The following is a 24,945-nucleotide window of genomic DNA, read 5'->3' on the forward strand; positions in this document are numbered from 1 at the left end:
AACCCGCCCGGTCAGCTCGGCTCGGCGCTCTTGAACAGCGCAGCAACCTTGCGCTTGCTCTTGATGTTGCTCGAGATGCCGCGCGCGGGAGTGGCCTTGGCGGCGGCTTCCCAGGCCGGCGTCGCGTCGGGTTCGCCCGGCTCGTAGGGCTTGTCGAAGAACGGGTCACGCGGCGCCGCGGGCGCACGGTGCGGGCGTCCGCCGCCGCGGCGAGCATCACCGCCCAGGCTGGCGCGTTCGCGCGGCTGGTCGAGCACGTCGCGTGCGTCGCCCGCTTCGCCTTCCTCGCGCCAGTGGCGGCGTCCGTCGTTGATGCGGCCGCGCGGGCGGTCTTCCTCGAACTCGACGGGCTCGAGATCGATTTTCTTCTTGATCAGCTTCTCGATGTCGGCCACCAGGCGCACGTCGTTGCCGCCGCTGGCAAAGCTCACGGCCAGCCCCGAAGCGCCGGCGCGGCCCGTGCGGCCGATGCGGTGCACGTAGTCTTCGGCGTTGAACGGAATGTCGAAGTTGAAGACGGCGGGCACGTCCTTGATGTCGAGGCCGCGGGCCGCGACGTCGGTGCACACCAGCAGGTCGACCTCGCCGGCCTTGAACGAGGCCAGCGCCTTCAGGCGTTCGTCCTGGCTCTTGTCGCCGTGCAGCGCGGTGGTGCGCAGACCGTCGCGCTCCAGCGAGCGTGCGAGGCGCGCGCAACCGAGCTTGCTGTTGACGAACACGAACGCCTGCGTGATGCCGCGCTGGCGCACGATCTGCTTGAGCGCGCGCCGCTTGTCGTCGTCGCTCACGCTATAGAAGTGCTGCTCGACGGTGGAAGCTGTCTCGTTGGGGCGCGCCACCTCGATGGTGACCGGGTTCTGCAGGTAGCTGCCGGCCAGCCGCTTGATTTCGGGGGAGAACGTGGCCGAGAACAGCAGCGTGGTGCGCTGCTTGGGCAGGTAGCTCAGGATGCGCTGCAGGTCGGGCAGGAAGCCGATGTCGAGCATGCGGTCGGCTTCGTCGAGGACCACGTATTCGACCTGGTTGAGCACCGCGTTCTTGGCCTCGATGTGATCGAGCAGCCGGCCCGGCGTGGCCACCAGGACTTCGACGCCCTTCTTCAGCTCCAGCGTCTGCGGCTTCATGTCGATGCCGCCGAACACGACGGTGCTGCGCAGGTTGGTGTACTTGGCGTACAGCTTGACCTGTTGCGCGACCTGGTCGGCCAGTTCGCGCGTGGGCAGCAGCACCAGGGCCCGGACCGGATGCCGCGCGGGCGAGGTCGAGGCGTTTTCATGCTTGAGCATGCGCTGCAGCAACGGCAGCGAGAACGCCGCGGTCTTGCCGGTGCCGGTCTGGGCGGCGCCCATCACATCCTGCCCGGAAAGCACGACCGGAATGGCCTGCTCCTGGATCGGTGTCATGGTCTCGTAGCCCATTTCGGCCACGGCGCGCGCCAGCGGTTCCGCCAGCGATAGATTGGAGAAGGAACTTGTCATTGAGCCCTCTATTGTCGCACTGCCGCAAAAAACAGCAGTGACCGCGCCGTGACAACGTCCGTGCCGGCGGAATTGCTATTTATTTCATAGCAAACAAGACAGCAGGCGCGGGCCGTGTGGGCCCGTCGATCTCAAAGGCTGCGCGCGTTGAAGGTGTCGCAGGCCTTGATGTCGCCGCTCTGGTAGCCCGCGCCGAACCATCTTTGGCGCTGTGCGCTGGTGCCGTGGGTGAAGCTGTCGGGCACCACCGCACGGCCCGCGGAGCGCTGCAGGGCGTCGTCGCCGATCTTCTGCGCGGCGTTCATGGCGGACTCGATGTCGCCCGGGTCGAGCCACTTCTTCGACTCCTGCGAATGGTGGGCCCACACGCCCGCAAAGCAGTCGGCCTGCAGCTCCACGCGCACGCTCATGGCATTGTTCTGGGTCTGGCTCAGGCGATTGCGCATGCCGTCGACCTTGGCGGTGATGCCGAGTTCGTCCTGCACATGGTGGCCGACCTCGTGCGCGATGACGTAGGCCTGCGCGAACTCGCCCGGTGCGCCGAGCTGGTTCTTCAGGGTGTCGTAGAAACCGAGGTCGATGTAGACCTTCTGGTCGCCGGGGCAGTAGAACGGCCCCATCGCCGATTGGCCCGTGCCGCAGGCCGTGGGCGTGGCATTGCGGAACAGCACGAGGCGCGGCGCGTGGTACGTGCCGCCGTTCTGCTTGAAGATGTCGGTCCAGACCACCTCGGTGTTGCGCAGCACGGTCGAGACGAAGGCCGCTTCGCGGTCGTTCGCCGGCGGCTTTGGTGCCGGCCCCTGCTGGGGCTGCTGCTGCACCTGCGCAGGCCCTCCACCGCCGCTGAGCAGGCTCAGCACGGTGAGCGGGTTGATGCCGAAGACCCAGCCGGCGATCAGCGCGACCGCGACGGTGCCGATGCCGATGCTGCGCCCGCCGATGAAGCCGCCGCCACCACCGCCGCCTTCACCGCGGCGGTCCTCGACGTTGTCCGATTGTTCGTTGCCTTCCCATCTCATCGCACGCTCCTTACCGGCCTTTTGCAGGAGTTGTCGCCGGTGACCGGAGGATGGTACTTGGCCCGGCGGCCACCGGGGTAACCGGCCGTCAGCGAAAGGCGCGGCGGCGGGTCAGGTTTTCGGCAGAGTCACGCCGCGCTGGCCCTGGTACTTGCCGCCCCGGTCCTTGTAGCTGGTCTCGCAGACCTCGTCGCTCTCGAAGAACAGCACCTGCGCGCAGCCTTCGCCTGCGTAGATCTTCGCGGGCAGCGGCGTGGTGTTGCTGAATTCGAGCGTCACGTAGCCTTCCCATTCGGGCTCGAAGGGCGTGACGTTGACGATGATGCCGCAGCGCGCGTAGGTGCTCTTGCCCAGGCAGATGGTGAGCACGTTGCGCGGGATACGGAAGTACTCGACGGTGCGCGCCAGCGCGAAGCTGTTGGGCGGGATGATGCAGTAGTCGCCATGCATGTCGACGAAGCTCTTCTCGTCGAAATTCTTGGGGTCGACCACGGTGCTGTGGATGTTGGTGAAGACCTTGAACTCGGGCGCGCACCGGATGTCGTAGCCGTAGCTCGAGGTGCCGTAGCTGATGATCTTGTGGCCAGAGGACTCGCGCACCTGGCCCGGTTCGAAGGGCTCGATCATTCCTTCGTTCTCGGCCATGCGCCGGATCCATTTGTCGCTCTTGATAGACATTGAAAAACACCCCAGTCTTCGCGCACTTCGTGTCGCTACGCCAACCCCTCAAGGGGCAACACCAGCGGCCCGGCAAAGCCGGTTCCGCGGTGTTCCTGGAAGAGGTTGCGCCGCGCTCGCTGGGTCGGCGATTGTGGCATGGGTGGGCTCGCCCTTTCGAGCCTCAGCCAGCCTGCGAGATCACCGTGCGCTCGACCAGCCTGTCGTCGCCGAGCACGATCATCGCGAAGAGCATTTCCTCCAGGGTGTCGGCGCGTTTCGTCTTGCGCGCCAGCAGCGGCGTGGCCGCCGGGTCGAGCACCAGGAAGTCGGCTTCGCAGCCGGGCTGCAGGTTGCCGATGACGCCGTCGAGCCCCAGAGCGCGCGCGGCGCCGCCGGTGTGGCGCCACCAGAGCTCCGATGGCGCGATGCTCAGGCCGGTCTTGGTCTGGCCCTCGCGGCCCACGTAGTAGGCGGCCATCATGGTGTGGAACGGGCTGAAGCTGGTGCCGCCGCCCACGTCGCTGGCCAGTCCGTAGGGGTAGCCCACGCGGTCGGCCGCGCCGAAGTCGAAGAAGCCGCTGCCCAGGAACAGGTTGCTGGTCGGGCTCACCGCGGCGGCCGTCTTCGTGTCGCGCAGCAGGGCGCGGTCGGTGTCGTCGAGGTAGATGCAGTGCGCGTACACCGCACGCTCGCGCATCAGGCCGAAGCCGGCGTACACGTCGAGGTAGGAGCGCGCCTTCGGGTAGAGCTCGCGCACCCAGCTCACTTCGTCGCGGTTCTCCGCCACGTGCGACTGGATCCAGGTGTCGGCGTACCTGGCCGCCAGTTCGCCCGCGCCGCGCATCTGCGCATCGGTGCTCGCGGGCGCGAAACGCGGCGTGATGGCATAGCCCAGCCGGTCGGTGTTGTGCCACTTGCGGATCAGCGCCTCGCTGTCGATCAGGCTCTGCTCGGTCTGGTCGCGCACGCCGTCGGGCGAGTTGCGGTCCTGCAGCACCTTGCCCGTGATCATGCGCAGGCCGCGGCGCCGGGCGCCCTCGAAGAAGGCATCCACCGAGGCCACGTGCGAGGTCGCGAAGGTCAGCGAGGTGGTGACGCCGTTGCGCAGCAGCTCGTCGAAGAACACGTCGGCCACTTCGTTCGAGTGCGCGGGGTCGGCGAACCGGCTTTCCTCGGGGAAGGTGTAGTTCTCGAGCCAGGGCAGCAGCCCCGGCGAGGGCGAGCCGATGATGTCCGTCTGCGGGAAGTGGATGTGCATGTCCACGAAGCCCGGCGCGAGGATGCGCCCGGGCAGGTGGGTCGTGTGGGCGTCCGGGTGGCGCGGCGCGACGGCGGCATGGCTGCCCGCATCGAGCACGCGCTGGCGGCCGGTGCTGTCGGGGGCGACGACCAGCAGGCCGTCTTCATCGAAAACAGGCTGGCCGTGGGCGTCGAATCGCAGGAGGGAGGCGCGGTAGGCTTTTTTCATCGTGGTTGCGGAGGGTAATGCAGCCCCGGACAACCGCAATTTCCATGCGCATATGAGTGCTATATGCCGAACGCACTCCCGGCATTGCCGAATGCGGAGCCCATCCGCCACCACATCCTCAAATGGTTGATCCAATGACGAGTCCTCGGCTATGATCCTTCGAGGCAACTCTCAGGCACAGCCACCCGCTCGATGGATCTAGACCTCACCCCCGACCAAGCCGCGTTCCGCGACGAAGTACGCCAGTTCGTGAAAGACCGGCTCCCCGCAGACATTCGCGAGCGCCTGCGCCTGGGCCATCCGCCGCGCAAACAGGACACCGTGACCTGGCAGCGCATCCTCAACGAGAAAGGCTGGGCGGCGCCGCATTGGCCGCGCGAGTTCGGCGGCGCCGAGCTCGGCCAGGCCGAGCGGCTGATCCTGCTCGACGAGCTGTTTCGCGCACCCGCGCCATTGCCGCAGGTGTTCAATGTCGGCATGCTCGGGCCGGTGCTGCTGAAGTTCGGCACCGAGGCGCAGAAGCGCTTCTTCATGCCGAAGCTCGCGAACCTCGACATCTGGTTCTGCCAGGGCTTCTCCGAGCCGGGCTCGGGGTCCGACCTGGCCTCGCTGCGCACCTCCGCCAGGCGCGAAGGCAACGAGTACGTCGTCAACGGCCAGAAGATCTGGACCACCACGGCGCACCTGGCCGACTGGGTGTTCGCGCTGGTGCGCACGGACAGCGAGGGCAGGAAGCAGCACGGCATCTCGTTCCTGCTGATCGACCTGCGCACGCCGGGAATCACCATTCGACCGATCACGTCGATCGACGGCCAGCATCACCTGAACGAGGTCTTCTTCGACGAGGTTCGCGTGCCGCTCGACAACCTGGTCGGCGAGGAAGGCCGCGGCTGGGACTGCGCCAAATACCTGCTGATGAACGAGCGCACGGGCATCGCCAACGTGGGTCTGTGCAGGGAACGGCTGGACTATGCCCGCGAACTCGCGGGCAAGCGCACCCAGGCCGGCAAGCCGCTGCTCGACAGCCCCAGGCTGCGCAGCGAAATCGCCATGCTCGACGCCGAGATCCGCGCGCTCGAAATCACCAACTGGCGCTTTCTGCTGTCGCCCGACACCGCGCAGAAGGTACCCGGCTTCGCTTCCGTGCTGAAGCTGAAGGGCACCGAGCTGCAGCAGGACATCGCCCAGCTGCTGCAACGCATCGCGGGGCCCGCGGCCATGGAGCGCCGCCCGCACGACGGCGAGGGCGCCGGGCATTGGGCGGGCCCGCTGGCCATGCGCTATTTCTACAGCCGCGCGGCCAGCATCTACGGCGGTACGAGCGAGGTCCAGAAGGACATTCTTTCCAAGACGATCCTGGGGTAGGTCACGATGAACTTCGAACTCAACGAAGAGCAGCAAGCGCTGCAGGGCAGCCTGGCCCGCCTGCTGGGCGACGTCTACGGTTTCGAGCAGCGCCGCGCCATCGCCGCCACGCCCGCCGGCTGGAGCCAGCCCGTGTGGCGGCAACTCGGCGAGCTCGGGCTCACCGCCCTTCCGTTGCCGCAGGCGCACGGCGGCTTCGGCGGCGGCGCGGTCGACCTGCTGCCGGTGATGCAGGAGCTGGGCCGCGCGCTGTCGCTGGAGCCCTTTCTCGCATCGATCGTGCTCGGCGGCACCGCACTGCGGCTGGCCGGAAACGACGCCGTGCAGGCGCAGTTGCTGCCCGATGTGGCCAGCGGCGAGGTTCGCCTGGCCTGGGCGCACGACGAAGCCGGCGGGCACCCGGCTGCACTGTGGGTGGAGACCACGGCACGGCAGGACGGCGGCCAATGGCGCCTCGACGGCGCCAAGTGCAATGTGTTGCACGCCACGGCCGCGCACCGGTTCGTGGTCAGCGCGCGCACCGCGGGCGCCCCGGGCGATGCGAACGGCCTCGCCCTCTTCCTGGTCGACGCCTCCGCCCAAGGCGTGGATTGCCGCCCCCACCGCTTGGTGGACGACACGCCGTGCGGTGAACTCCATTTCAGCGCGGCAGCGGCCTTGCCGCTCGGCGATCCGCGCGACGGCGCCGCTGCGCTGAAGGCCATCGAGGGCACCCTGGCGGCTGGCACCGCAGCGGTTTGCGCCGACGCCGTGGGCGCCATGGAATCGGCCTACCGGCTCGCCATCGACTACCTGAACACACGCAAGCAGTTCGGCCGCCTGATCGGCGAGAACCAGGCGCTGCGCCATCGGGCGGCGGAGATGCTGGTCAGCCTCGAGATGTGCCGCAGCATGGCGATGGCCGCGGCCATTGCAGCGGACGGCCTCGATGCGCACGATGCACGCGCCGACCTCGCGCGCGCCAAGCTGATGATCGGCCGGCATGGCCGCAGCCTCTGCCACGCAGCCATTCAGCTTCACGGCGGCATCGGCATGACCGAGGAATACGCCGTGGGCCACTGCCTGCGCCGCGTGACGCTGATCGACCAGCTCTTCGGCGACGTCGAGGCCCAGGCGACGCGGCTGGCGGAGATGCAATGAGCGAGGCAGTGTTCGAAACCATTCGCCGGGATCTTTCCGGGCCGGTCCTCACGCTCACGCTGTACCGCCCCGAGAAGCTCAACGCCATGACGCGCCTGATGCGTCGCGAGTTGTGCCGGGCGCTCGACCTGGCCGACGCCGACGACGCCGTGCGCGCCATCGTCGTCACCGGCGCGGGCCGCGCCTTCTGCGCGGGGTTCGACCTGTCGGAAGGCGCGCGGGCTTTCGATACGTCGTCGCCGGCACGCGCGCCCGAGCCGGGGGAGGAGCCCGGCCGCGACGGTGGCGGCGTGCTCGCGCTGCGCCTGTTTGCCTGCACCAAACCGCTGATCGGTGCGATCAACGGCGCGGCCGTGGGCATCGGCGCATCGATGCTGCTGCCGATGGACGTGCGTATCGCGTCCAGCGACGCGCGCTTCGGCTTCGTGTTCGCGCGCCGGGGCGTCGTGCCCGACGCGTGCGCCAGCTGGTTCCTGCCGCGCGTGGCGGGCATTTCGAAGGCGCTCGAGTGGAGTCTGGGCGGCACGGTGTTCGATGCGGCCGAGGCACTGGCCGGCGGGCTCGTGAGCCAGGTGTGCGAACCGGGCGAACTGCTTGCGCGCGCGCAGGCAAAGGCACTGGACATCGCGGAGAACGCCGCGCCGGTGTCCGTGGCCCTCACGCGGCAACTGATGTGGCGCATGCTGGGCGCCAGCCACCCCATGGAAGCGCACCGGCTGGAGAGCGCGGCGCTCGAATCGCGCGGCGGCTCCGCCGACAGCGCGGAGGGCGTGACCTCGTTCAAGGAGAGGCGGCCCGCCAGGTTCCCGGACAAGGTGAGCACCGGCATGCCCGACTTCTATCCGTGGTGGACGGACCCGGCCTTTTCCGCTTCTTCGATCGCAGACCACGGAGACACGAAGACATGAGCCAGGTGTTCCTCGACCAGCGCAGCATGGCGCGCGACGCCCTGATGCAGCGCGCGCTGCGCGCCGCGCGCGGCTTCGATACGGCGGGCGCGTGCGAGAAGGCGATGCCATCGCGCTGCTGCTGCGCAACGACTTCGCCTTCTTCGAAGCGCAGCAGGCGGCCGCCGCGCTCGGCGCCTACGCGGTGCCCATCAACTGGCACGGCAAACCCGAAGAGGTGCTCTACATACTGAACGATGTGGCGCCGAAGGTGCTGGTCGGGCATGCCGACCTTCTCGCGCCGGTGCGCGAACACCTTCCCGCTGGCACCGTGGTCATCACCGTGCCCACGCCGCCCGAGGCGGTCCGCGCCTTCTCGCCGGCCGAAGCCGCGACGCAAGTGCCGGCCGATGCGGCGGAATGGAACGCCTGGCTCGGAGCCTTCGCGCCATGGGACGGCCCGCCGCGGCGCAGCCGCGCGACCATGATCTACACCTCGGGCACCACCGGCCGGGCCAAGGGCGTGAAACGCGACGCGGCCACGCCGGAGCAGGCTGCCGCCTACGTGCAACTGATGCGCCGCGTTTACGGCCTGCAGCCGGGCGTGCGTGCGCTCATCGGCGGCCCGCTGTACCACTCCTCGCCCAACGCCTACGCACGCCAGGCCTTGCCGATCTGCGACCTGCTGGTGATGCAGACCCGGTTCGACGCCGAGGCCGTGCTCGCCGCCATCGAGCGGCACCGCATCAGCCACATGGTGGCCGTGCCCACCATGTTCGTGCGCATGCTCAAGCTGCCCGAAGACGTGCGCGAGCGCTACGACGTGAGTTCCCTGAAGTGGGTGACGCACACCGGCGCGCCCTGCTCGGCCGAGACCAAGCGCGCCCTCATGGACTGGTGGGGCCCGGTGGTCTACGAGACCTACGGCGGCACCGAGGTCGGCACCGCCACGCTCAGCACGCCCGAAGACTGGCTCGCCTTCCCCGGCAGCGTGGGCCGGCTCAACCCCGATGCGCGCATGGTGCTCTACGGAGAAGACGGCCAGCCGGTGGCGCCCGGCGAGGTCGGCGAGATCTTCGTGCGCGTGCCGGCCTATGCCGACTTCACGTACCACAACCATCCCGAGAAGCGGAAAGAGGTGGAGCGCGACGGCCTCATCAGCTGCGGCGACGTCGGCTACGTGAAGGACGACCACCTCTACCTGTGCGACCGCCGCTCCGACATGGTGATTTCGGCCGGCGTGAACATTTATCCGGCCGAGATCGAGGCCGTGTTGCTGCAGTGTCCGCTCGTGCGCGACTGCGCCGTCTTCGGCATACCCGACGAGGAAATGGGCGAATCGCTGGCCGCGGCCGTCGAGCCGATGCCCGGCACCGCGCCCGACGCCGATGCGCTGCGCGCCTTTCTGGAGGACCGCATCGCCAGGTACAAGGTGCCGCGCCGCTTCGACTTCCATGCCGCGCTGCCGCGAGAGGACAGCGGCAAGATCTTCAAGCGCCGGCTGCGCGACCCGTTCTGGCAGGCCGCGGGCCGGAAGATCTGACGTGGACGCCCCGCACATCGCGCGCCGCCTCACCCTCGCGCTCCAGCGCCATGCGGGCCTGCATGGCAGCGTCGAGGAATTGCGCCGGCTCACCGGCGGCGCGACCAAGACGACCTGGTCGTTCGACCTGCTCACGGCTGACGGGCGCCGCCCGATGATCCTGCAGCAGATGCCCACAATGACCGCGTCGGCATCGGCATCCCCCGGCCTCGCTGCGCCCAAGCTCGACGCGGCCGAAGACGCGCGCGTGATGATCGCGGCGCGCGCACACGGCGTGCCGGCACCCGCGGTGCTCGCCGTGCTCGACGTGCACGACGGCCTCGAGCGCGGCTACGTTACCGAACGCGTCGAGGGCGAGACGCTGGGCCGAAAGCTCGTGTCCGACCCGGCCTATGCCGGGGCCCGTCGCGCGATGGCCGCCCAGGCCGGGACCATCCTCGCGGCGATCCACTCGATGCCGGTCGCCGAGCTTCCCTTTCTGCAGCGGCTCTCGCCCGCGCGGGAGCTCGAGGTGTACGCCGGCCTGCTGGCGCGCACGGGCTTCAGCCATCCGGCGCTCGAGTACGCGGTGCAATGGGTGCGCAAGAACCTGCCGGTCGATTGGCCCGACGCACTCGTGCATTCCGACTTTCGCACGGGCAACCTGATCGTCGGCAGCGAAGGCATCCGCTGCGTGCTCGACTGGGAGATCGCCCGGGTCGGCGACCCGATGCAGGACCTGGGCGTGCTGTGCATGCGCACCTGGCGCTTCGGCGGCGCGGGCGAGGCGGGCGGTTTCGGGGCGCGCGAAGACCTGTACGCGGCCTACGAGCGCGCGAGCGGCAAGCCGGCGGACCCGCTGCGCGTGCGCTTCTGGGAGGCCTTTTCCAACCTCAAGTGGGCCATCGGCTGCGTGCGGCGCGGGCTTTCGGTGCGAGCCGACGGCAGCCCCGCAAGCCTGGAACTGTGCGCGGTCGGCCGGCGCATGGAAGAGCCGCTGTGGGACTTCTTCCAACTCATCGAGGCCTGACCCCACCATGCCGAACTCCGTACCTCCCGCCGGCACCCTGCTGCTGGCCGCCGCCCGCTACCTCGAAGACGAACTGCTGCCCACGCTGGACGGCTATCACCGCTTCCAGGCGCGCGTGACGGTGAACGTGCTGCGCATCGTGGAGCGCGAACTGCGCCTCGGTCAGCCGCACGATGAAGCCTCCACGGCCGTGAGCCGCGAGCTGGCCGACGCCATCCGCGCAGGCGAGATACCCATCGACGCCGACCTGGCCGCGCAGCTGCGCCAAGGCCTGGGCGAGGCGCTCGCCATCAACAACCCGAAGTGGCCACATACCGAAAGACCTGCATGAACTTCACCGAAGAACAGATTTCATTCCGCGACGGCGTGCGCCGCATGGTCGAGCGCCACGTCGCGCCCATCGCCGCGGAGATCGACGAGAACGACCGCTTTCCCGAGGAGCTGATTCCGGTCTACGGCGACATGGGCCTGCTGCAGCTCTGGGTGCCGGAGGAATACGGCGGCCCGGGCGCGAACCTGACGATGGTGTGCATCGCGCGGGAAGAAATCTCACGCGTGTCGGAGTCGTGCGCGCTCATGGCGGGCATGAACACCATGTTCGCGCTGCCGATCATGCACTTCGGCACCGAGGATCAGAAGCAGCGCTTTCTGCCGCTGCTGGCCGAAGGCCGCACCGTGACCGCCATCGCCATCTCGGAGCCCGACTGCGGCAGCGACGTCGGCGGCATGCGCACGCGCGCCGTGCGCGACGGCGAGAGCTACGTGCTCACCGGGCAGAAGCAGTGGTGCACCTTCGGCAGCCGCGCCGACTACATCCTGGTGTTCGCCAAGACCGGTGAGCGCGGCGGCGCCGACGATATCAGCCCCTTCATCGTGGACGTGAAGAACAGCAAGGGCCTCACCTTCGGCCGCAACGAACGCAAGATGGGAATGAAGGGCACGATCAACGTGCCGGTGTACCTGGACAACGTGCGCGTGCCGGCGGAAAACCGCCTGGGCGAGGAAGGCAAGGGCTTCCGCTCGGCCATGCGCGCGCTGGACCTCAATCGCCCTGCCATCGCCGCCGCGTCGGTCGGCCTGGCCCAGGGCGCGCTCGATGCGGCGCTGGGCTACGCCAAACAGCGCAAGCAGTTCAAGCGGGCGATCATCGAGTTCCAGGGCATCCAGTTCATGCTGGCCGACATGGCCATGCAGATCGAGGCCGCGCGCTGCCTGGTGTACGAAACCGCGCGGCTCGCCGACATCGGCGACTGGAACCAGTTGCCCAAGTTCGCGAGCATGGCCAAATGCTTCGCGAGCGACGTGGCCATGAAGGTGACCACCGACGCGGTGCAGGTCTTCGGCGGCTACGGCTACGTGAAGGACTACCCCGTGGAAAAGATGATGCGCGACGCCAAGCTCAACCAGATCTTCGAGGGCACGAACCAGATCCAGCGCGTGGTGATCGCACGCGAGCTGATGCGTTGACGGCCTGAGGCCCGCGCCCGGCAGCGCGCCGGGCACGGACGGCGCCACGTTCAGGCGAGCAGCTGCCTGGCGATCATGTTGCGGTGGATTTCCGACGCGCCCTCATAGATGCGAAGCACGCGCAGGTCGCGGTATACCCGCTCCACGATGGTGCCGCGGCAATAGCCCGAGCCGCCGAAGATCTGCAGCGCCTTGTCGGCGATGCGGCATGCGGCCTCGGTGCAGATCACCTTCACCATCGACGCCTTCATGCGTGCGTCTTCGCCGCGCGCGGCGCGCCACACGGCCTCGAACAGCACCATGCGCGCCGCATGCAGATCCATGGCCATGTCGGCGATCATGTGCTGAATGGCCTGGTGCTCACCCAGCGCCTGGCCGAAGGTGACACGCGTCTTGGCATGCTCGATGGTTTCGTCGAGCGCAATCTGGGCCGGCCCGAGCGCCTGGCAACCGACATTCAGCCGGCCTTCGTTGAGCCCAGACATCGCGTACGAAAGACCGCGCCCCTCTTCGCCCAGCAGGTTCTCCACCGGAACGCGGCAGTCGGTAAAAGAAATTTCGCACAGGCTGTCGTCCATCCAGCCCATGGTGGGCATGGTCCGCGTGACCTTGAAGCCGGGCGTGGTCGTGTCCAGCAGAAAGGCCGAAATGCCCTTCTTGCCGGCCGAACGGTCGGTGGAGGCGAGCACGGTGATCGAATGCGCATGGTTGGCGTTCGAGATGAAGGTCTTCACGCCGTCGAGCACGTAGTGGTCGCCGTCGCGGCGCGCCGTGGTCGTCATCTTCGCGGCGTCGGAGCCGGCGTGCGGCTCGGTGATGGCAATGCAGTTGCGCGAACGTCCCGATGCAATCTCGGGCAGCCACTTCTTCTTGATCGCTTCCGAGCCATGGTCCACGATGATGTGCACGCCAGGCCCGAGCGCGGAGCGCACGAAGGGCCAGAACTGCGGCGGCAGCCGCGCCAGCTCCAGCTGCACCGCCACGCTGGTGAGGTGGTCGACAGGCATGCCGCCATAGGCCTCGGGAATCGACATGCCGTAGAAGCCCATCTCGCGCAGCGTGGCCTCCACCTGCTCGGGCACTTCGCCGGTTTCCTGGTAGCGCGTTTCGAGCTTGAGCAACGCATCGACGGCGTCACGCGTGGCCACGCGCATTTCTTCCGCTTCGGGGGGCAGGTCAAAATCCATGATATCTCCTTTGGTAGAACCATTGATTATGACGCAGGCGCGGGGGGAACGCACGCCTCAGCGGCGCAACAGAAGAATCGCCTTTCCCGAGGTCTGCCGCCGTTCCAGCGCCGCGAGCGCCGCCGGCGCATCCTCGAAGTCGAACACCGAGGCCTCGAGCGGCCGAATCCGCCCCGACAGGTACCAGCCCTGGATCTCTTCGCCCAGTTGCCGCGCCAGCGCCGGTTCGCGCTTGCGCACCTCGCCCCACAACACACCGACGGCCGAGGCATTGGCCAGCAGCAGGCGGTTGGCGGGCAACGGCGTCAACGCGCCGCTGGCGAAGCCGATCACCAGCAGCCGCGCGCCAAAGGCCAGGCAGCGCACGCTTTGCGCGCCGATGTCGCCGCCGACCGGGTCGTAGATCACGTCCACACCCTGCGGTGCAAGCTTGCGCACCTCGTCGACCCACCTCGCGTCGGTGTAGTCGATGGTCGCGTCCGCGCCGAGCGCCAGGCAGGCGTCGCGCTTGGCGGCACGCCCCGCGGTGGCGATCACGCGCGCGCCCATCAGCTTGCCGAGTTGCACAGCCGCGCTGCCGACACCGCCGGCGCCGGCATGCACCAGCAAGGTTTCCCCTGCTCGCAGGCGCGCGGCATGCCGCAGGGCGTAGAGCGAGGTCGGGTAGTTGCCGCGCAGCGCCAGGGCGGCACCGGGCGCCACGTCGGACGCGACGGGCATCGCCTCGGCACGCGGCACCAGCGCATATTCAGCGAAGCCGCCGAACATGCCCGCCGGCGTGGCGCAGGCCACGCGCGTGCCGGCACCTTCGCCGCTGACGATGGTGCCTACCACCTCCACGCCGGGCGTGAACGGCAGGGCCGGCTTGGTCTGGTACCGGCCCTTGATGGCAAGCGTGTCCAGAAAATTGAGGCCCGCTGCTTCCACTTTCACCAGGTACTGGTCGTGCGCCGGCGTGGGCACCGGCAGCTCGGCCAGCCGCATCCGGCCCGGATCGCTCAGTTCTTCGACCAGCCAGGCTCTCAACGCGACGTGCCTCGCAGTTGGGCCCGGCCGTTCGTGAGTACCAGCACATCGCGCTCCACCACACGCGCGCGGAAGGCGATCTCGCCGCCGTCGCGCCAGCCTTCCAGACGGATGGTTTCGCCGGGATAGACCGGTGCCGACAGCCGCGCGCGCATGGCCGACAGGCGCGTCGCGTCGAAATCCGCGAACGCGGCGATCAAGCCGCGCCCGGCGATGCCCCAGGTCGCAAGCCCGTGAAGAATGGGCCGTGCAAAACCGGCCTTGGCCGCGAAGGCAGGCTCGGCATGCAGCGGGTTGATGTCGCCCGACAGGCGGTAGAGCAAGGCCTGGTCAGCGCGCGTGGGCAGGTCGAGCACGAGTTCGGGCGCCGACTCGGGCATGGCTGCCGCAGCGGGCGCGGGCTCGTCGGCCTGGCCGTCCGCACTGGAGAAGCCGCCGTCGCCGCGCAGGAAGTAGACGCTCTCGACCGTGGCCAGCGGCTGTTGCGCGGCACCGACGAGTTCCTTTTCCACATGCAGGATCGCACCCTTGCCTTCGCCCTTGTCGACCACCCGAGTCACGCGCGTGCGCCCGACCACAGTGCCTGACGGCGGCAGCGGCGCATGCAGGCGCACCGACTGCTCGCCGTGCACGAGCTTCATGAAGTCGATGCCGATCTCCTTGCGCTCGCGCATCCAGAAACCTGGCGAGGCCAGCACGGCAGCCATGGTCGGCAGCGCCACCAGTTCCTTTTCGTAGACGAAGCGCAGCTGCCTCTCGTCGAGCGGGTCGGCGCCCAGGCCGAGCCCCAGCGCGTAGAGCATCGTGTCCTTGGGGGTGTACACGTGCTGCACGTCGCCTGAGTGCCAGTCACGTGCCTTGCGATAGTCGAGCATCTGCTGTTCCTTGTGTTTCAGTGTGGAGCGATGTGATGTTCACGAGCCTGCCGCCGGCCAGCGGAACTGGGCGGGCTCGCGCGAGGCAAAGCGGCGCACCGCTTCCTTGGCGTACTCGCTGTTGGAAGCCAGCGCCTGGCCCGCGGCTTCGATCTCCAGCATGGTCGGCAGGTCGCTGCCGAGCGAGCTTTGGAGCGCCCGCTTGGAGACGCTCATGGCCACGGGCGAGGCCCCGGCAAAGCTGCGCGCAATGGCAAGTGCGCGCGGCATCAGGTTCTCGGCGGGCAGCACCTCCATCGCGATGCCCAGCTGCCGCGCCTCGGCCGCGTCGATCTCCCGCGCGGAGAAAATCAGCTCCTTCGCACGCTGCAGGCCCACCACGCGCGGCAGCGTGTAGTAGGCCCCCATGTCCGGCACCAGGCCGATGCGCTGGAACACCATGCACAGCCGCGCGCGATCGCTCAGCAGCACGATGTCGCACATCAGCGCGATGCTGAAACCCGCGCCGAAGGCCACGCCGTCGACCGCCGCGATCACCGGCCGGTCGAGCGCCATCAGCTCGGTGCAGATGCGCGTGTAGCGCGCCATGCCGGCACGCCGCTGTTCGGGCGTGCGCGGGCCGCCCTCGCCCATCGCCTTGACGTCGCCACCGGCGCAGAAGGCGCCGGCCGCACCCGTGACGACGAGCACACGCACCGCTTCGTCCGCGCGAATGCGTGCCAGCAGCTCGCCCAATTCGTCGGCCATCTCGGGGCTGATCGCGTTCTTCGATTCGGGCCGGTTCAGCGTCAGCGTCGCGACGCCGTCTTCCAGGGCGTAGACCAGCGTGTTCATGCAGGCTCCTCCAGCACCGAGATCGGCGTGCCATTGACCATCACGTCGCAATACTCCGACATGCCCAGCGCGGTGCGTCCCTCGCACAGGTAGGTGGTGATGCCTTCGGTGATGCGGGTGTAGGCGCCCGGCTCCCCGCCGGCGCTCTTGTGGCGCAGCGGCACCAGCGCGCCGACCTCGCCTTCGAGCGTGTAGCTGCGCTCCGCTGTGCGAACCAGCGCGGTGAAGCGCACCGGGTAGTACTTGTCGTCGTAGACGGTCGCGATGCGGCCTTCGAGCACCGGTTCGTAGCGGCCGTTGCGCAGCACGTTGCCGCTCACGTTGTTGGGCAGGCCGCCCTTGCATCCCTTGACGGACAGCAGCACGCCGAAGTCGCGATCGAATGTGACGGGGAGCCACTTGTACCAATAGAAGCTGTGCCAGTGGCGCGGCCCCCACGACTTGTCGCGGTACCCGAAGCCGTCGATCTCGTGGCGCACGCCGTCCACGGTGATGTGGCCGCGCACCGCCATGTTCTGCTCGGTATGGCCGCGGTAGACCGAGTGCTCGGGATGGAGCTCGAGCCGGCTGCCGTCGAGCGCCACGATTTCCCCACCGTGCATCGGCGAGATGCCCTCGTAGTCGAGCGAGATGGTGGCGGACCGCTTTGGATATCTTTTGAAAGCACTGCCGGGGTCGGCCATGGCATGCGGGTCGTCCATGATCAGCAGCTCGCCCTCGTAACTCACGCGCAGGCGCTTGAAGGGCTCCAGCACCTCGAAGCGCAGGCCGCCCGCGTCCATGGCCTCGTTGTGGGAGATGGGCGGGCGCCCGTACATGAAGCCGACGCGTCCGTCGGGCAGGTACACGCAGCATGTCATCTCGGCATGGCCTTCGTTGGGCCGGTTGCCCAGGCGCATCCACGCGCCGATGCCTCGCGCCGTGTCGAAGGCGTTGAAGTACATGCTCTCGTTGTAGTTGCCGGCCGCTTCGGGCGCGTGGGTGTACTCGTCCTGCGGATCGAGATGCAGTCTGCTGTCGGGGGGCATGAACATGGTCTGGTCCTTGGAGCGAAATGCATCCGGGCACGGCACCGCCCCTGTGAACATCGGCCGTGCGCGCGGATAAAGCCTGCGAGCGCTTCGGTGCCAAGATCTCGCATGCGAGTCGGCGGCCCTAGAAGAATGCAGCCGCGCGTGCCAGTTGCTGGCGGCACTCGGCCACCATGCGCTCCAGCAACGCTGCGCACGTCGGCACGTCGTCGATCAATCCGATCACCTGGCCAGCCCAGACGGGACCGGCGTCCACCTCGCCGGATTCGAGCGCAGCCTTGCCGCGCGCGCCGGACACCAGCGCGCGAACGTCTTCGAAGGCGCAGCCGCCGGGGCGCCGCTCGCTGGCGATGACCTCGTTCGCAACCGCGTTCGCGAAAACGCGCGCGGTGTTGCCCATGCTGCGGAAAATCAGACGCGTGTCGCGCTCGCTGCCATTCACCAGCGCCTGCTTGATGGCGTCGTGCACAGGCGCCTCCTGCGTGCAGACGAAGCGCGTGCCCATGTTCACGCCCTCGGCGCCCAGCACCAGCGCGGCAGCCATGCCGCGTCCATCGGCAATGCCGCCCGAGGCGATGACGGGAATTTCGAGCGCACGCGTGGCGGCCGGGATCAGCACCAGCCCCGGCACATCGTCCTCGCCCGGATGGCCGGCACATTCGAAGCCGTCGATGCTGATGACATCCACGCCGCGCTTCTCCGCGGCCACCGCGTGGCGCACCGAGGTGCACTTGTGCAGCACGGCGATGCCGCTGCGCTTGAGCAGGGCGACCACCTCGGCGGGCACGTTGCCTGCGGTCTCGACGACCTTCACGCCGCTCTCGACGATGGTGGCGAAGATGCGCTCGTAGGGAGGCGGGTTCACGCTGCGCAGCATGGTCACGTTCACGCCGAAAGGCTTGTCCGTCATGCCGCGGCAGCGCTCTATTTCGCGCGCCAGGTCCTCGGGCGTGGGCTGCGTGAGCGCCGTGAGCATGCCCAAGCCGCCAGCGTTCGATACGGCCGAGGCCATCTCGGCGCGGCCGACCCACTGCATGCCGCCCTGCACGATCGGATAGCGGATACCGAGCAGTTCGGTGAGGCGCGTCTTCACGGTCGGGCGCCTACAGGCTGATGTGGAAGCCGCCGTTCACCCCCAGGTGCTGCCCGGTGATGTACGAGGCGGCATCGGACATCAGGAAGCACACCGTCTTCACCACTTCCTGCGGCGTCGACCAGCGACCCAGCGGAATCTGCGCCAGCATGCCGTCACGGAATTTCTCGCCGCGCACCACCTCGGTCATTGGCGTCTCGACCACGCCGAAGCAGATCGAGTTGGTGCGGATGTTGTACTTTCCCCATTCGCGCGCCGCCGTCATGGTGACGCCGAGCATGCCGGCCTTGGCGGCTGCGTAGTTGACCTGGCCGATGGAGCCCTTGCGGCCCGCATCCGAGGAAATGTTGACGATGGCGCCGCCGCTGGTGTCTCCGCTCTTGGCCCGCGACACCATGTGGCGGCCCACGGCCTGGAGCCAGAAGAAGGTGCCGGTCAGGTGCACATCGATCACGTCCTGCCACTGCTGGGCCGTCATCTTCTCGATCATGGCGGGGCGTGTGATGCCCGCGTTGTTGACCAGGCCGTGCACGCCGCCGAAGCGGGCCACCGCTTCCTCGATCGCGCTGGCCGCCAGCGCCGCGTCGGTGACGCTGCCGACCACCTGCTGCACGCGCGCCGAAGGAAGCTCGGCCATCGCGGACTTGAGCGTATCGGGATTCAGGTCGACGGCAACCACGTTGCCGCCCAGGTCGACGACCAGCTCAGCAATGGCCTTGCCAATGCCCTGCCCCGCGCCGGTGACGACGATCGTGCGGCCTTCGAGAGTGACTAGATTCTGCATGGAAATCCTGTTGCTTCGTTTTGGTTGAACCAATAATATTTGGATTGGGCGCCGGCATCAAGCCGCGGCACGCAGGGTTTTCGCGCGCTCGGCGTCCTGCAGCTGGCGCCAGGCGATCTTTCCGGTAGGCGACTTCGGCAGTTCCGCGACGAACTCGACCAGGCGCGGGTACTTGTAGGCGGCCATCTTGTTGCGGGCCCACTCGATGATGTCGGCCTCTCGCAAGCCGGCCTGCGCATCGCGCAGCACGACCACCGCCTTCACCGTCTCCCCGCGATAGGCGTCGACGGCCGCGATCACGCATGCCTCGGCGATGGCCGGGTGCTCGTGAAGCATCGCCTCCACCTCCGCCGGCCAGACCTTGTAGCCAGACGCGTTGACCATGCGCTTGAGGCGGTCGACGATGAAGAAGTAGCCCTGCTCGTCGCGCCGGCCCAGGTCGCCGCTGCGCACGAAGCGCTTGCCGTCCATCTCCAGCGTGGCGGTGCGCGTGGCCTCCTCGTTGCGCCAGTAGCCGACGAACACCTGCGGCCCCGCCATCACGATCTCACCCACCTCGCCGGGCGGCAGCTCGGCCAGCGTGTCGGGGTCGACGATGCGCAGGTCCGTGTTGAACAGCGGCACGCCCAGGCACTGCCGCTTGAACGCGGCAGGCGGATTGCCCGACACGTGCGCGGTTTCCGAGAGGCCGTAGCCTTCCAGGAAGTCCAGCCCCGTCAGCGCCTTCAGGCGTTCGCCCACGGCCTCGGGCATGCCTGCTCCGCCGCCGCCGATGCGCCGCACGGAGCTCAGGTCGTATTCCGCCAGGCGCGGGCTTGAGAGAAAGTCGATCACCATCGTCGGCATCGCCGTCCAATGGCTCACGCGGTGGCGCGCGATGAGCTCCGCAGCTTCGTCGCGGTTCCAGCGCTTCATCAGCACCAGCGTGCCGCCGCCGTAGATGGGCGCGTTCATCAGGTTCTGCATGCCCGTGATGTGGAAGTAAGGCAGCGCCACCAGCTGGACCGAGTGCGGCACAAGCCCCATCCAGTGCGCGACGATCACGGTGCTGGCCATGAGCGTGCGGTGGGTGTGCATGCAGCCCTTGGGCGCACCGGTGGAGCCCGAGCTGTAGAGAATGAGGGCCAGCGCGTCCGGCAGATGCTCCAGCGGCTGCAACTCGCCGGAGGCCGCGGCGAGCACGCGGCGCAGGCCGGTCGTGCGCGACGGACCTTGCGCGGATTCGGGCTGCATCTCGGCCGGCCCCGGGTTGCCCACCACGATCACGCGGCGCAGTTGCTGGGCCGCAGGCGCGGCAAGCAGTTCCGCCACGTTGTCTGCGCTGCAGAAGGCAGCCACAGCGCCCGTGTCGCTGAGGTAGTGCGGCAGCTCGTCGCGCCTGTTCATCGGATTCACCGGCACCACGACCGCATTGATGCGCAGGATGGCGAAGAAGGCCGCGATCCAGCCGCGTCCGTTCTGCAGGTAGATCAGCACCCGGTCGCCGCGCTGCACACCCAGTTCGTTCTGCAGGAAGGCTGCGATGCACTCGACCTGATCGACCAGCTCGGCGTAGCCGAGGCTGCCGAAGTCGTCGACCAGCACGGCCCTGTCGGGGTAGCGCATGGCCGACACCAGGAGGTTTGCACACAGGTTGGTGGGTGGGATATCGATGTCGCGCGGCAAGCTGTGCGGCCACGTGCTGAGCTCATGCGGGGTCATGTTGTCTCTTCTTTCTGGTGTTCTTTGCTGCACTCGCACCCGGGCCGGGAGAAAAGCGTTCGCGCAGCAGGTTCTTCTGCACCTTGCCCATCGCGTTGCGGGGCAGTTCCTCGACGAAATGAACGGTCTTGGGCACCTTGAACGCCGCCAGGCTGGCCTTCACCGCACCGACAACGTCCGCGGCCTGCGGGACCGCGGTGCAGTCGATCGACGTGTCGCGCACCACCACGGCAACCACCGCTTCGCCGAAGTCCGGATGCGCCAGCCCGATGACGGCCGACTCTCGCACGCCCGGCAACGCGTCGATGACCTCCTCGATTTCCTTGGGGTAGACGTTGAGTCCGCCCGAAATGACGAGGTCCTTGTCGCGCCCCACGATGGTGAGGTAGCCGTCTTCGCTCAACCGGCCCAGGTCGCCGGTCTTGAAGAAGCCGTCGGCCGTGTGCTCTTCGGAGGTCTTCTCCGGCAGCCGCCAGTAACCTGCGAAGACGTTGGCGCCCCTCACCTGGATCTGCCCCGTCTCTCCCGGCGCCGCCGGCGCGCCCCCGGCATCGACCACGCGCAGCGATACACCGGGCAGCGCACGGCCCACCGTGCCGCAGCGGCGCTCCCCGAGGTAGGGGTTGGACGCGAACATGCCGCCCTCCGTCATGCCGTAGCGCTCGAGGATGGCGTGGCCGCTGCGTCGCCGGAACGCGTTGAAGGTGTCCGCCAGCAAGGGCGCCGAGCCCGAGACGAACAGCCGCATGCCGCGGCATGCGGCGACGTCGAGCCCGGGTTCGCCGAGCATGCGGACGTAATGCGTCGGCACGCCCATGCACACGGTGCTCGACGAGAGCAGCGCGACGGCGCGCGCGGCATCGAATCGCGGCTCGAACCGCGTCGCGCTGCCGTTCCACAACGCACAGTGCAACGCAACGAACAGGCCGTGAAAGTGATAGATCGGCAGGATGTGCAGCAGCACGTCGCCGGGCTCGAACGCCCAGAACCGATGCAGCGTGCTCACGCCCACGCCCAGGTTGCGGTGTGTCAGCATGGCGCCTTTGGGCCGCCCCGTCGTGCCGGACGTGTACAGGATTGCCGCCAGGTCGTCAGCGCTGCGCTGCGCGATGGCCGAGCGCGGCACCTGCCGGGCCGCCGCCTGCGCAATTTCGCCTTCCCCGTCATCGCCCAGTTCAAGTACATGGAGCACGCCGGCCGCCGCGGCCAGCACGCGCCCCTGGGCCGCGGCCTGCGGCCGGACCACGAACACATGCGGCCGCGCGTCCCTCAGCAAGTGGGCCAGTTCACCGCTTTGGTAGGCGGGATTCATCGGCACGAAGACGCAACCGGCGCGCAGCGCGCCCAGGTACAGGAAGACGGCCGACGCCGACTTTTCCACCTGCACCGCGATGCGGTCGCCGGGCTGCGCGCCCAGCGACGTGAGAAGCCGCGCGTAGCGCGCGCTTTCGCTCTTCAAGTGGCCGTAGGTGTAGAGGCGCCCGCCCGGCAACACCATGGCGGGGGCGCCGTCGTCGTGCGGAAAGCGCTGCTCGAACTGCGCGTAGAGGTTCTGGTTCATCGCTGAACGCGTTTGCGTCTTGATTTATTTTGGTTGAACCAATGATAATGAAGAGACCGAAACACCGTCAAGCCTTGCGAGACGCTGGATCCGGTCGATTTCATGGCCCCGCACGGGGAAGAACACGGAGCAATCAATGAGCATCAAACGACAGGCCTGCATCGCGGGCGCTTTCGAACACCCCACGCGCAAGGCACCCGACAAGACCGTGGCGCAGCTGCACGCCGAATGCGCGCGCGGCGCGCTGGCCGACGCCGGCCTGTCGCTGCAGGACGTCGACGGCTACTTCTGCGCTGGCGACGCGCCCGGCCTCGGGCCGCTCAGCATGGTCGACTACCTCGGGCTGAAGGTGCGCCATGTCGACACCACCGACACGGGCGGCTCCGCCTACCTGATCCAGGTCTCCCATGCGGCGCAGGCGATTGCCGCGGGCAAGTGCAACGTAGCGCTGATCACGCTGGCCGGCCGCCCGCGCAGCGAGGCCAGCACCGTGGGCACGGGTCCGCGCAACGTGACCGCGGCCACGCCGGACGTGCCCTGGGAGATGCCCTATGCGCCCGTCACCGTCAACATGTACGCGCTGGCCGCGGCGCGTCACATGCACGAGTTCGGCACCACCAGCGAGCAGCTCGCATGGATCAAGGTCGCGGCCGCGGCGCATGCGCAGCACAACCCGAATGCGATGCTGCGCGAACCGGTCACGGTGGAAGAGGTGCTGGCTTCGCCCATGATCTCCGACCCGCTGCACAAGCTCGACTGCTGCGTGGTGAGCGACGGCGGCGGCGCGCTGCTGGTGGTGCGCCCCGAAATCGCGCGCGCGCTGAAGCGCCCCATCGTCACCGTGCTCGGCGCGGGCGAAACCGTGAAGGGCCAGGCCAACGGGCAGGTCGACCTCACCTACTCGGGCGCGGCCGTGTCGGGCCCCATCGCATTCGCGGAGGCGGGCGTGACGCCGGCGGACATCCAATACGCGTCGATCTACGACAGCTTCACCATCACCGTGCTGATGCAGCTGGAAGACCTGGGCTTCTGCAAGAAAGGCGAAGGCGGCAAGTTCGTGATGGACGGCAACCTCATCTCCGGCATCGGCAAGCTCCCGTTCAACACCGACGGCGGCGGCCTGTGCAACAACCATCCGGCCAACCGCGGCGGCATCACCAAGGTGATCGAGGCGGTTCGCCAGTTGCGCGGCGAAGCGCACCCCAAGGTGCAGGTGCCCGACTGCCGCCTTGCGCTGGCCCAAGGCACCGGCGGCCTGCTGGGCTCACGCCACGGCAGCGCCACATTGATCATGGAGAGAAGCTGAAATGACCACGATGTACCAAGAGCGCCCGTTGGGCGCGCCGATTGTCGATGCGGCCACCGAGGCCTACTGGAGCGCCGCGAAGGAAGGCGTGCTGCGCATCAAGCGCTGCACCGCCTGTGCGAAGCTGCACTGGTATCCGCGCGCGCTGTGCCCCTACTGCCTGGGCGACACCGAATGGGTGGACGCGTCGGGCAAGGGCACGATCTACAGCGTGAGCGTGACGCGGCGGGCCGGGCCCATTCCCTATGCGCTCGCCTACGTGACGCTGGACGAGGGCCTGACCATGCTCACCAACATCGTCGACTGCGACCTCGATGCGCTGCGCATCGGTGACCGGGTCGAGGTCAGCTTCAAGCCGGCAGAAGGCGGCTTCGCGATCCCGATGTTCAAGCCTGCCTGAGCGGGCGCGGACGACAAAAGGGCCGCGATTGTCGCGGCCCTTGTTGCTTGCCGGTGCAAGAAGCGAGGTGCCTATTCGGACTTGATGTCCGCCTCGCGTATCACCGTCGTCCAGGTGCCGTATTCCTCGGCGATGCGCGCGCCGAGCTGCTCGGGCGTGCTGCCGGTCGCAAAGGCGCCGGCGGTTTCGAACTTCTCCTTGACTTCAGGCAATGCCAGCGACTTGACGATGGCCTCGTTGAGCTTGGCCACCACATCGCGCGGCGTACCGGCGGGTGCGAACAGCCCAAACCACACTTCGGGATTGAAGCCGGCCAGCGTGTTCGCAATGGGCGGCGCGCCCGGCGCCAACGGCGACGGCTGCAGTGAAGAAACACCGAGCAGCCGCACCTTGCCGTCCTTGATGAACGCATTCATCTGCGACGAACTCGTGCTCAGCAGCACCTTCGATTCGCCGGTGAGGATCGCCTGCGTGGTCGGCGCCTGCCCCTTGTAGGGGATGTGCGTCATCCGGATGCCAGCCCTGCGGCTGAACAGTTCGGTCGCCAGGTGGCCGAACGAGGCCGGCCCGGCGGTTGCGAAGTCGAGCTTTCCGGGGTTGGCCTTGGCGTAGTCGATGAGCTCCTGCACCGACTTGGCGGGCACCGCCGGGTTCACCACCAGGATCATCGGCTGCAGCGAGACCAGCGAGATGGGCGCGAAGTCTTTCAGCGGCGCATAGTCGGCATCCTTCGACACCTGCGGCGAGATCACGAGGCCGTTGTTGGGGAAGAGCAGTGTGTAGCCATTGGGTGGCGACTTCGCCACGAACTTGGTGCCCAGCACCGCGGAGGCACCCGCCTTGTTCTCGATGATCACCGGCTGCTTGAGGAAGCGCTGCATCGGCTCCTGCAGCACCCGCGCCAGCACGTCGGTGGTGCCGCCCGGCGGGTACGGCACGATGATGGTGATCGGCTTGTTGGGAAAGCTCGACGCTTGCGCGATGCCGGCCTGCGGCAACGCCATCGCGCCCGCGGCCAGCAGCGCGGTCCACAGCAGCCTGGCCTTCGCCTTTGCGTTCACCCTTGGTCTGAAAAGACGCTTCCATTCGATCGTCGGCATGCTTGTCTCCT

The 24,945-nt window shown here is 68.1% G+C and carries 23 protein-coding genes; 9 read left to right on the plus strand and 14 right to left on the minus strand.

Annotated elements, in window-relative coordinates; genetic code table 11:
- Positions 1-11 precede the first annotated feature (11 nt).
- The 4 genes from WIX39_RS29390 to guaD all read right to left on the minus strand — a co-directional run bounded on the left by WIX39_RS29390 (position 12) and on the right by guaD (position 4,625).
- Positions 12-1,478, minus strand: a complete 1,467-nt coding sequence (locus WIX39_RS29390) for a DEAD/DEAH box helicase (protein ID WP_081268869.1) — start codon at positions 1,476-1,478, stop codon at positions 12-14.
- 131 nt (positions 1,479-1,609) lie between these two features.
- Positions 1,610-2,497, minus strand: coding sequence for a KPN_02809 family neutral zinc metallopeptidase (gene ypfJ, locus WIX39_RS29395; RefSeq protein ID WP_081268870.1), 888 nt, complete (start codon positions 2,495-2,497; stop codon positions 1,610-1,612).
- A gap of 111 nt (positions 2,498-2,608) precedes the next feature.
- Positions 2,609-3,175: a dCTP deaminase gene (gene dcd / locus WIX39_RS29400; protein WP_056519644.1), complete on the minus strand. Its 567-nt coding sequence runs from the start codon at positions 3,173-3,175 to the stop codon at positions 2,609-2,611.
- A 163-nt stretch (positions 3,176-3,338) separates the two neighbouring features.
- Complete coding sequence (gene guaD, locus WIX39_RS29405; protein WP_081268871.1) at positions 3,339-4,625, minus strand: guanine deaminase; 1,287 nt, start codon at positions 4,623-4,625, stop codon at positions 3,339-3,341.
- A gap of 192 nt (positions 4,626-4,817) precedes the next feature.
- Between guaD and WIX39_RS29410 the strand changes: the two genes are divergently transcribed.
- From WIX39_RS29410 to WIX39_RS29440, 7 genes are all read left to right on the plus strand, one after another.
- A complete protein-coding gene (locus WIX39_RS29410; RefSeq protein ID WP_409196667.1) occupies positions 4,818-5,990 on the plus strand; it encodes an acyl-CoA dehydrogenase family protein in 1,173 nt (390 codons plus the stop codon).
- A gap of 6 nt (positions 5,991-5,996) precedes the next feature.
- Positions 5,997-7,130 carry an acyl-CoA dehydrogenase family protein gene (locus tag WIX39_RS29415; RefSeq protein ID WP_409196668.1) on the plus strand — a complete coding sequence of 378 codons (1,134 nt, stop codon included), beginning with the start codon at positions 5,997-5,999 and terminating at the stop codon, positions 7,128-7,130.
- On the plus strand, positions 7,127-8,038 hold the full coding sequence (locus WIX39_RS29420) for an enoyl-CoA hydratase-related protein (protein ID WP_409196669.1): 912 nt from the start codon (positions 7,127-7,129) through the stop codon (positions 8,036-8,038). Before WIX39_RS29415 ends, WIX39_RS29420 begins: the two co-directional genes overlap by 4 nt.
- A 91-nt stretch (positions 8,039-8,129) precedes the next feature.
- Positions 8,130-9,560 (plus strand): acyl-CoA synthetase, encoded by a 1,431-nt coding sequence (locus WIX39_RS29425; protein ID WP_409196670.1) that lies wholly within the window; start codon positions 8,130-8,132, stop codon positions 9,558-9,560.
- Between the two features lies 1 nt (position 9,561).
- Positions 9,562-10,569: a phosphotransferase family protein gene (locus tag WIX39_RS29430; RefSeq protein ID WP_409196671.1), complete on the plus strand. Its 1,008-nt coding sequence runs from the start codon at positions 9,562-9,564 to the stop codon at positions 10,567-10,569.
- Between the two features lie 7 nt (positions 10,570-10,576).
- Positions 10,577-10,900: a DUF6285 domain-containing protein gene (locus tag WIX39_RS29435; protein ID WP_409196672.1), complete on the plus strand. Its 324-nt coding sequence runs from the start codon at positions 10,577-10,579 to the stop codon at positions 10,898-10,900.
- Positions 10,897-12,036 (plus strand): acyl-CoA dehydrogenase family protein, encoded by a 1,140-nt coding sequence (locus tag WIX39_RS29440; protein WP_409196673.1) that lies wholly within the window; start codon positions 10,897-10,899, stop codon positions 12,034-12,036. The genes WIX39_RS29435 and WIX39_RS29440 overlap by 4 nt, the downstream gene beginning before the upstream one ends.
- Positions 12,037-12,086: 50 nt before the next feature.
- Here the strand turns inward: WIX39_RS29440 and WIX39_RS29445 are convergent, their stop codons facing one another.
- From WIX39_RS29445 to WIX39_RS29485, 9 genes are all read right to left on the minus strand, one after another.
- Positions 12,087-13,223 carry an acyl-CoA dehydrogenase family protein gene (locus WIX39_RS29445; protein WP_409196674.1) on the minus strand — a complete coding sequence of 379 codons (1,137 nt, stop codon included), beginning with the start codon at positions 13,221-13,223 and terminating at the stop codon, positions 12,087-12,089.
- A gap of 57 nt (positions 13,224-13,280) precedes the next feature.
- Positions 13,281-14,249, minus strand: coding sequence for an NADPH:quinone oxidoreductase family protein (locus tag WIX39_RS29450; RefSeq protein WP_409196675.1), 969 nt, complete (start codon positions 14,247-14,249; stop codon positions 13,281-13,283).
- Complete coding sequence (locus WIX39_RS29455; protein WP_409196676.1) at positions 14,246-15,124, minus strand: MaoC family dehydratase; 879 nt, start codon at positions 15,122-15,124, stop codon at positions 14,246-14,248. The genes WIX39_RS29450 and WIX39_RS29455 overlap by 4 nt, the downstream gene beginning before the upstream one ends.
- A 39-nt stretch (positions 15,125-15,163) precedes the next feature.
- Positions 15,164-15,958: an enoyl-CoA hydratase/isomerase family protein gene (locus WIX39_RS29460; RefSeq protein WP_409196677.1), complete on the minus strand. Its 795-nt coding sequence runs from the start codon at positions 15,956-15,958 to the stop codon at positions 15,164-15,166.
- Positions 15,955-16,992 (minus strand): DUF7064 domain-containing protein, encoded by a 1,038-nt coding sequence (locus WIX39_RS29465; RefSeq protein WP_409196678.1) that lies wholly within the window; start codon positions 16,990-16,992, stop codon positions 15,955-15,957. The genes WIX39_RS29460 and WIX39_RS29465 overlap by 4 nt, the downstream gene beginning before the upstream one ends.
- A gap of 121 nt (positions 16,993-17,113) precedes the next feature.
- Positions 17,114-18,082, minus strand: coding sequence for an NAD(P)H-dependent flavin oxidoreductase (locus WIX39_RS29470; RefSeq protein ID WP_409196679.1), 969 nt, complete (start codon positions 18,080-18,082; stop codon positions 17,114-17,116).
- Positions 18,083-18,092: 10 nt separating this feature from the next.
- Complete coding sequence (locus WIX39_RS29475) at positions 18,093-18,866, minus strand: SDR family NAD(P)-dependent oxidoreductase (protein WP_409196680.1); 774 nt, start codon at positions 18,864-18,866, stop codon at positions 18,093-18,095.
- A 57-nt stretch (positions 18,867-18,923) separates the two neighbouring features.
- Positions 18,924-20,567 (minus strand): long-chain-fatty-acid--CoA ligase, encoded by a 1,644-nt coding sequence (locus WIX39_RS29480; protein ID WP_409196681.1) that lies wholly within the window; start codon positions 20,565-20,567, stop codon positions 18,924-18,926.
- Positions 20,554-22,128 carry an AMP-binding protein gene (locus WIX39_RS29485; RefSeq protein WP_409196682.1) on the minus strand — a complete coding sequence of 525 codons (1,575 nt, stop codon included), beginning with the start codon at positions 22,126-22,128 and terminating at the stop codon, positions 20,554-20,556. Before WIX39_RS29485 ends, WIX39_RS29480 begins: the two co-directional genes overlap by 14 nt.
- Before the next feature lie 136 nt (positions 22,129-22,264).
- Here WIX39_RS29485 and WIX39_RS29490 point away from each other — a divergent pair, with 136 nt between their 5' ends.
- Together WIX39_RS29490 and WIX39_RS29495 are read left to right on the plus strand one after the other, a co-directional pair.
- A complete protein-coding gene (locus WIX39_RS29490; protein WP_409196683.1) occupies positions 22,265-23,434 on the plus strand; it encodes a thiolase domain-containing protein in 1,170 nt (389 codons plus the stop codon).
- Between the two features lies 1 nt (position 23,435).
- Positions 23,436-23,834 carry a Zn-ribbon domain-containing OB-fold protein gene (locus tag WIX39_RS29495; RefSeq protein WP_285411175.1) on the plus strand — a complete coding sequence of 133 codons (399 nt, stop codon included), beginning with the start codon at positions 23,436-23,438 and terminating at the stop codon, positions 23,832-23,834.
- Between the two features lie 71 nt (positions 23,835-23,905).
- Here the strand turns inward: WIX39_RS29495 and WIX39_RS29500 are convergent, their stop codons facing one another.
- Positions 23,906-24,934, minus strand: coding sequence for a Bug family tripartite tricarboxylate transporter substrate binding protein (locus WIX39_RS29500; RefSeq protein ID WP_081268889.1), 1,029 nt, complete (start codon positions 24,932-24,934; stop codon positions 23,906-23,908).
- Positions 24,935-24,945 lie beyond the last annotated feature (11 nt).

Source organism: Variovorax sp. AB1(2024) (genome assembly GCF_037482385.2).
Classification (GTDB): domain Bacteria; phylum Pseudomonadota; class Gammaproteobacteria; order Burkholderiales; family Burkholderiaceae_C; genus Variovorax.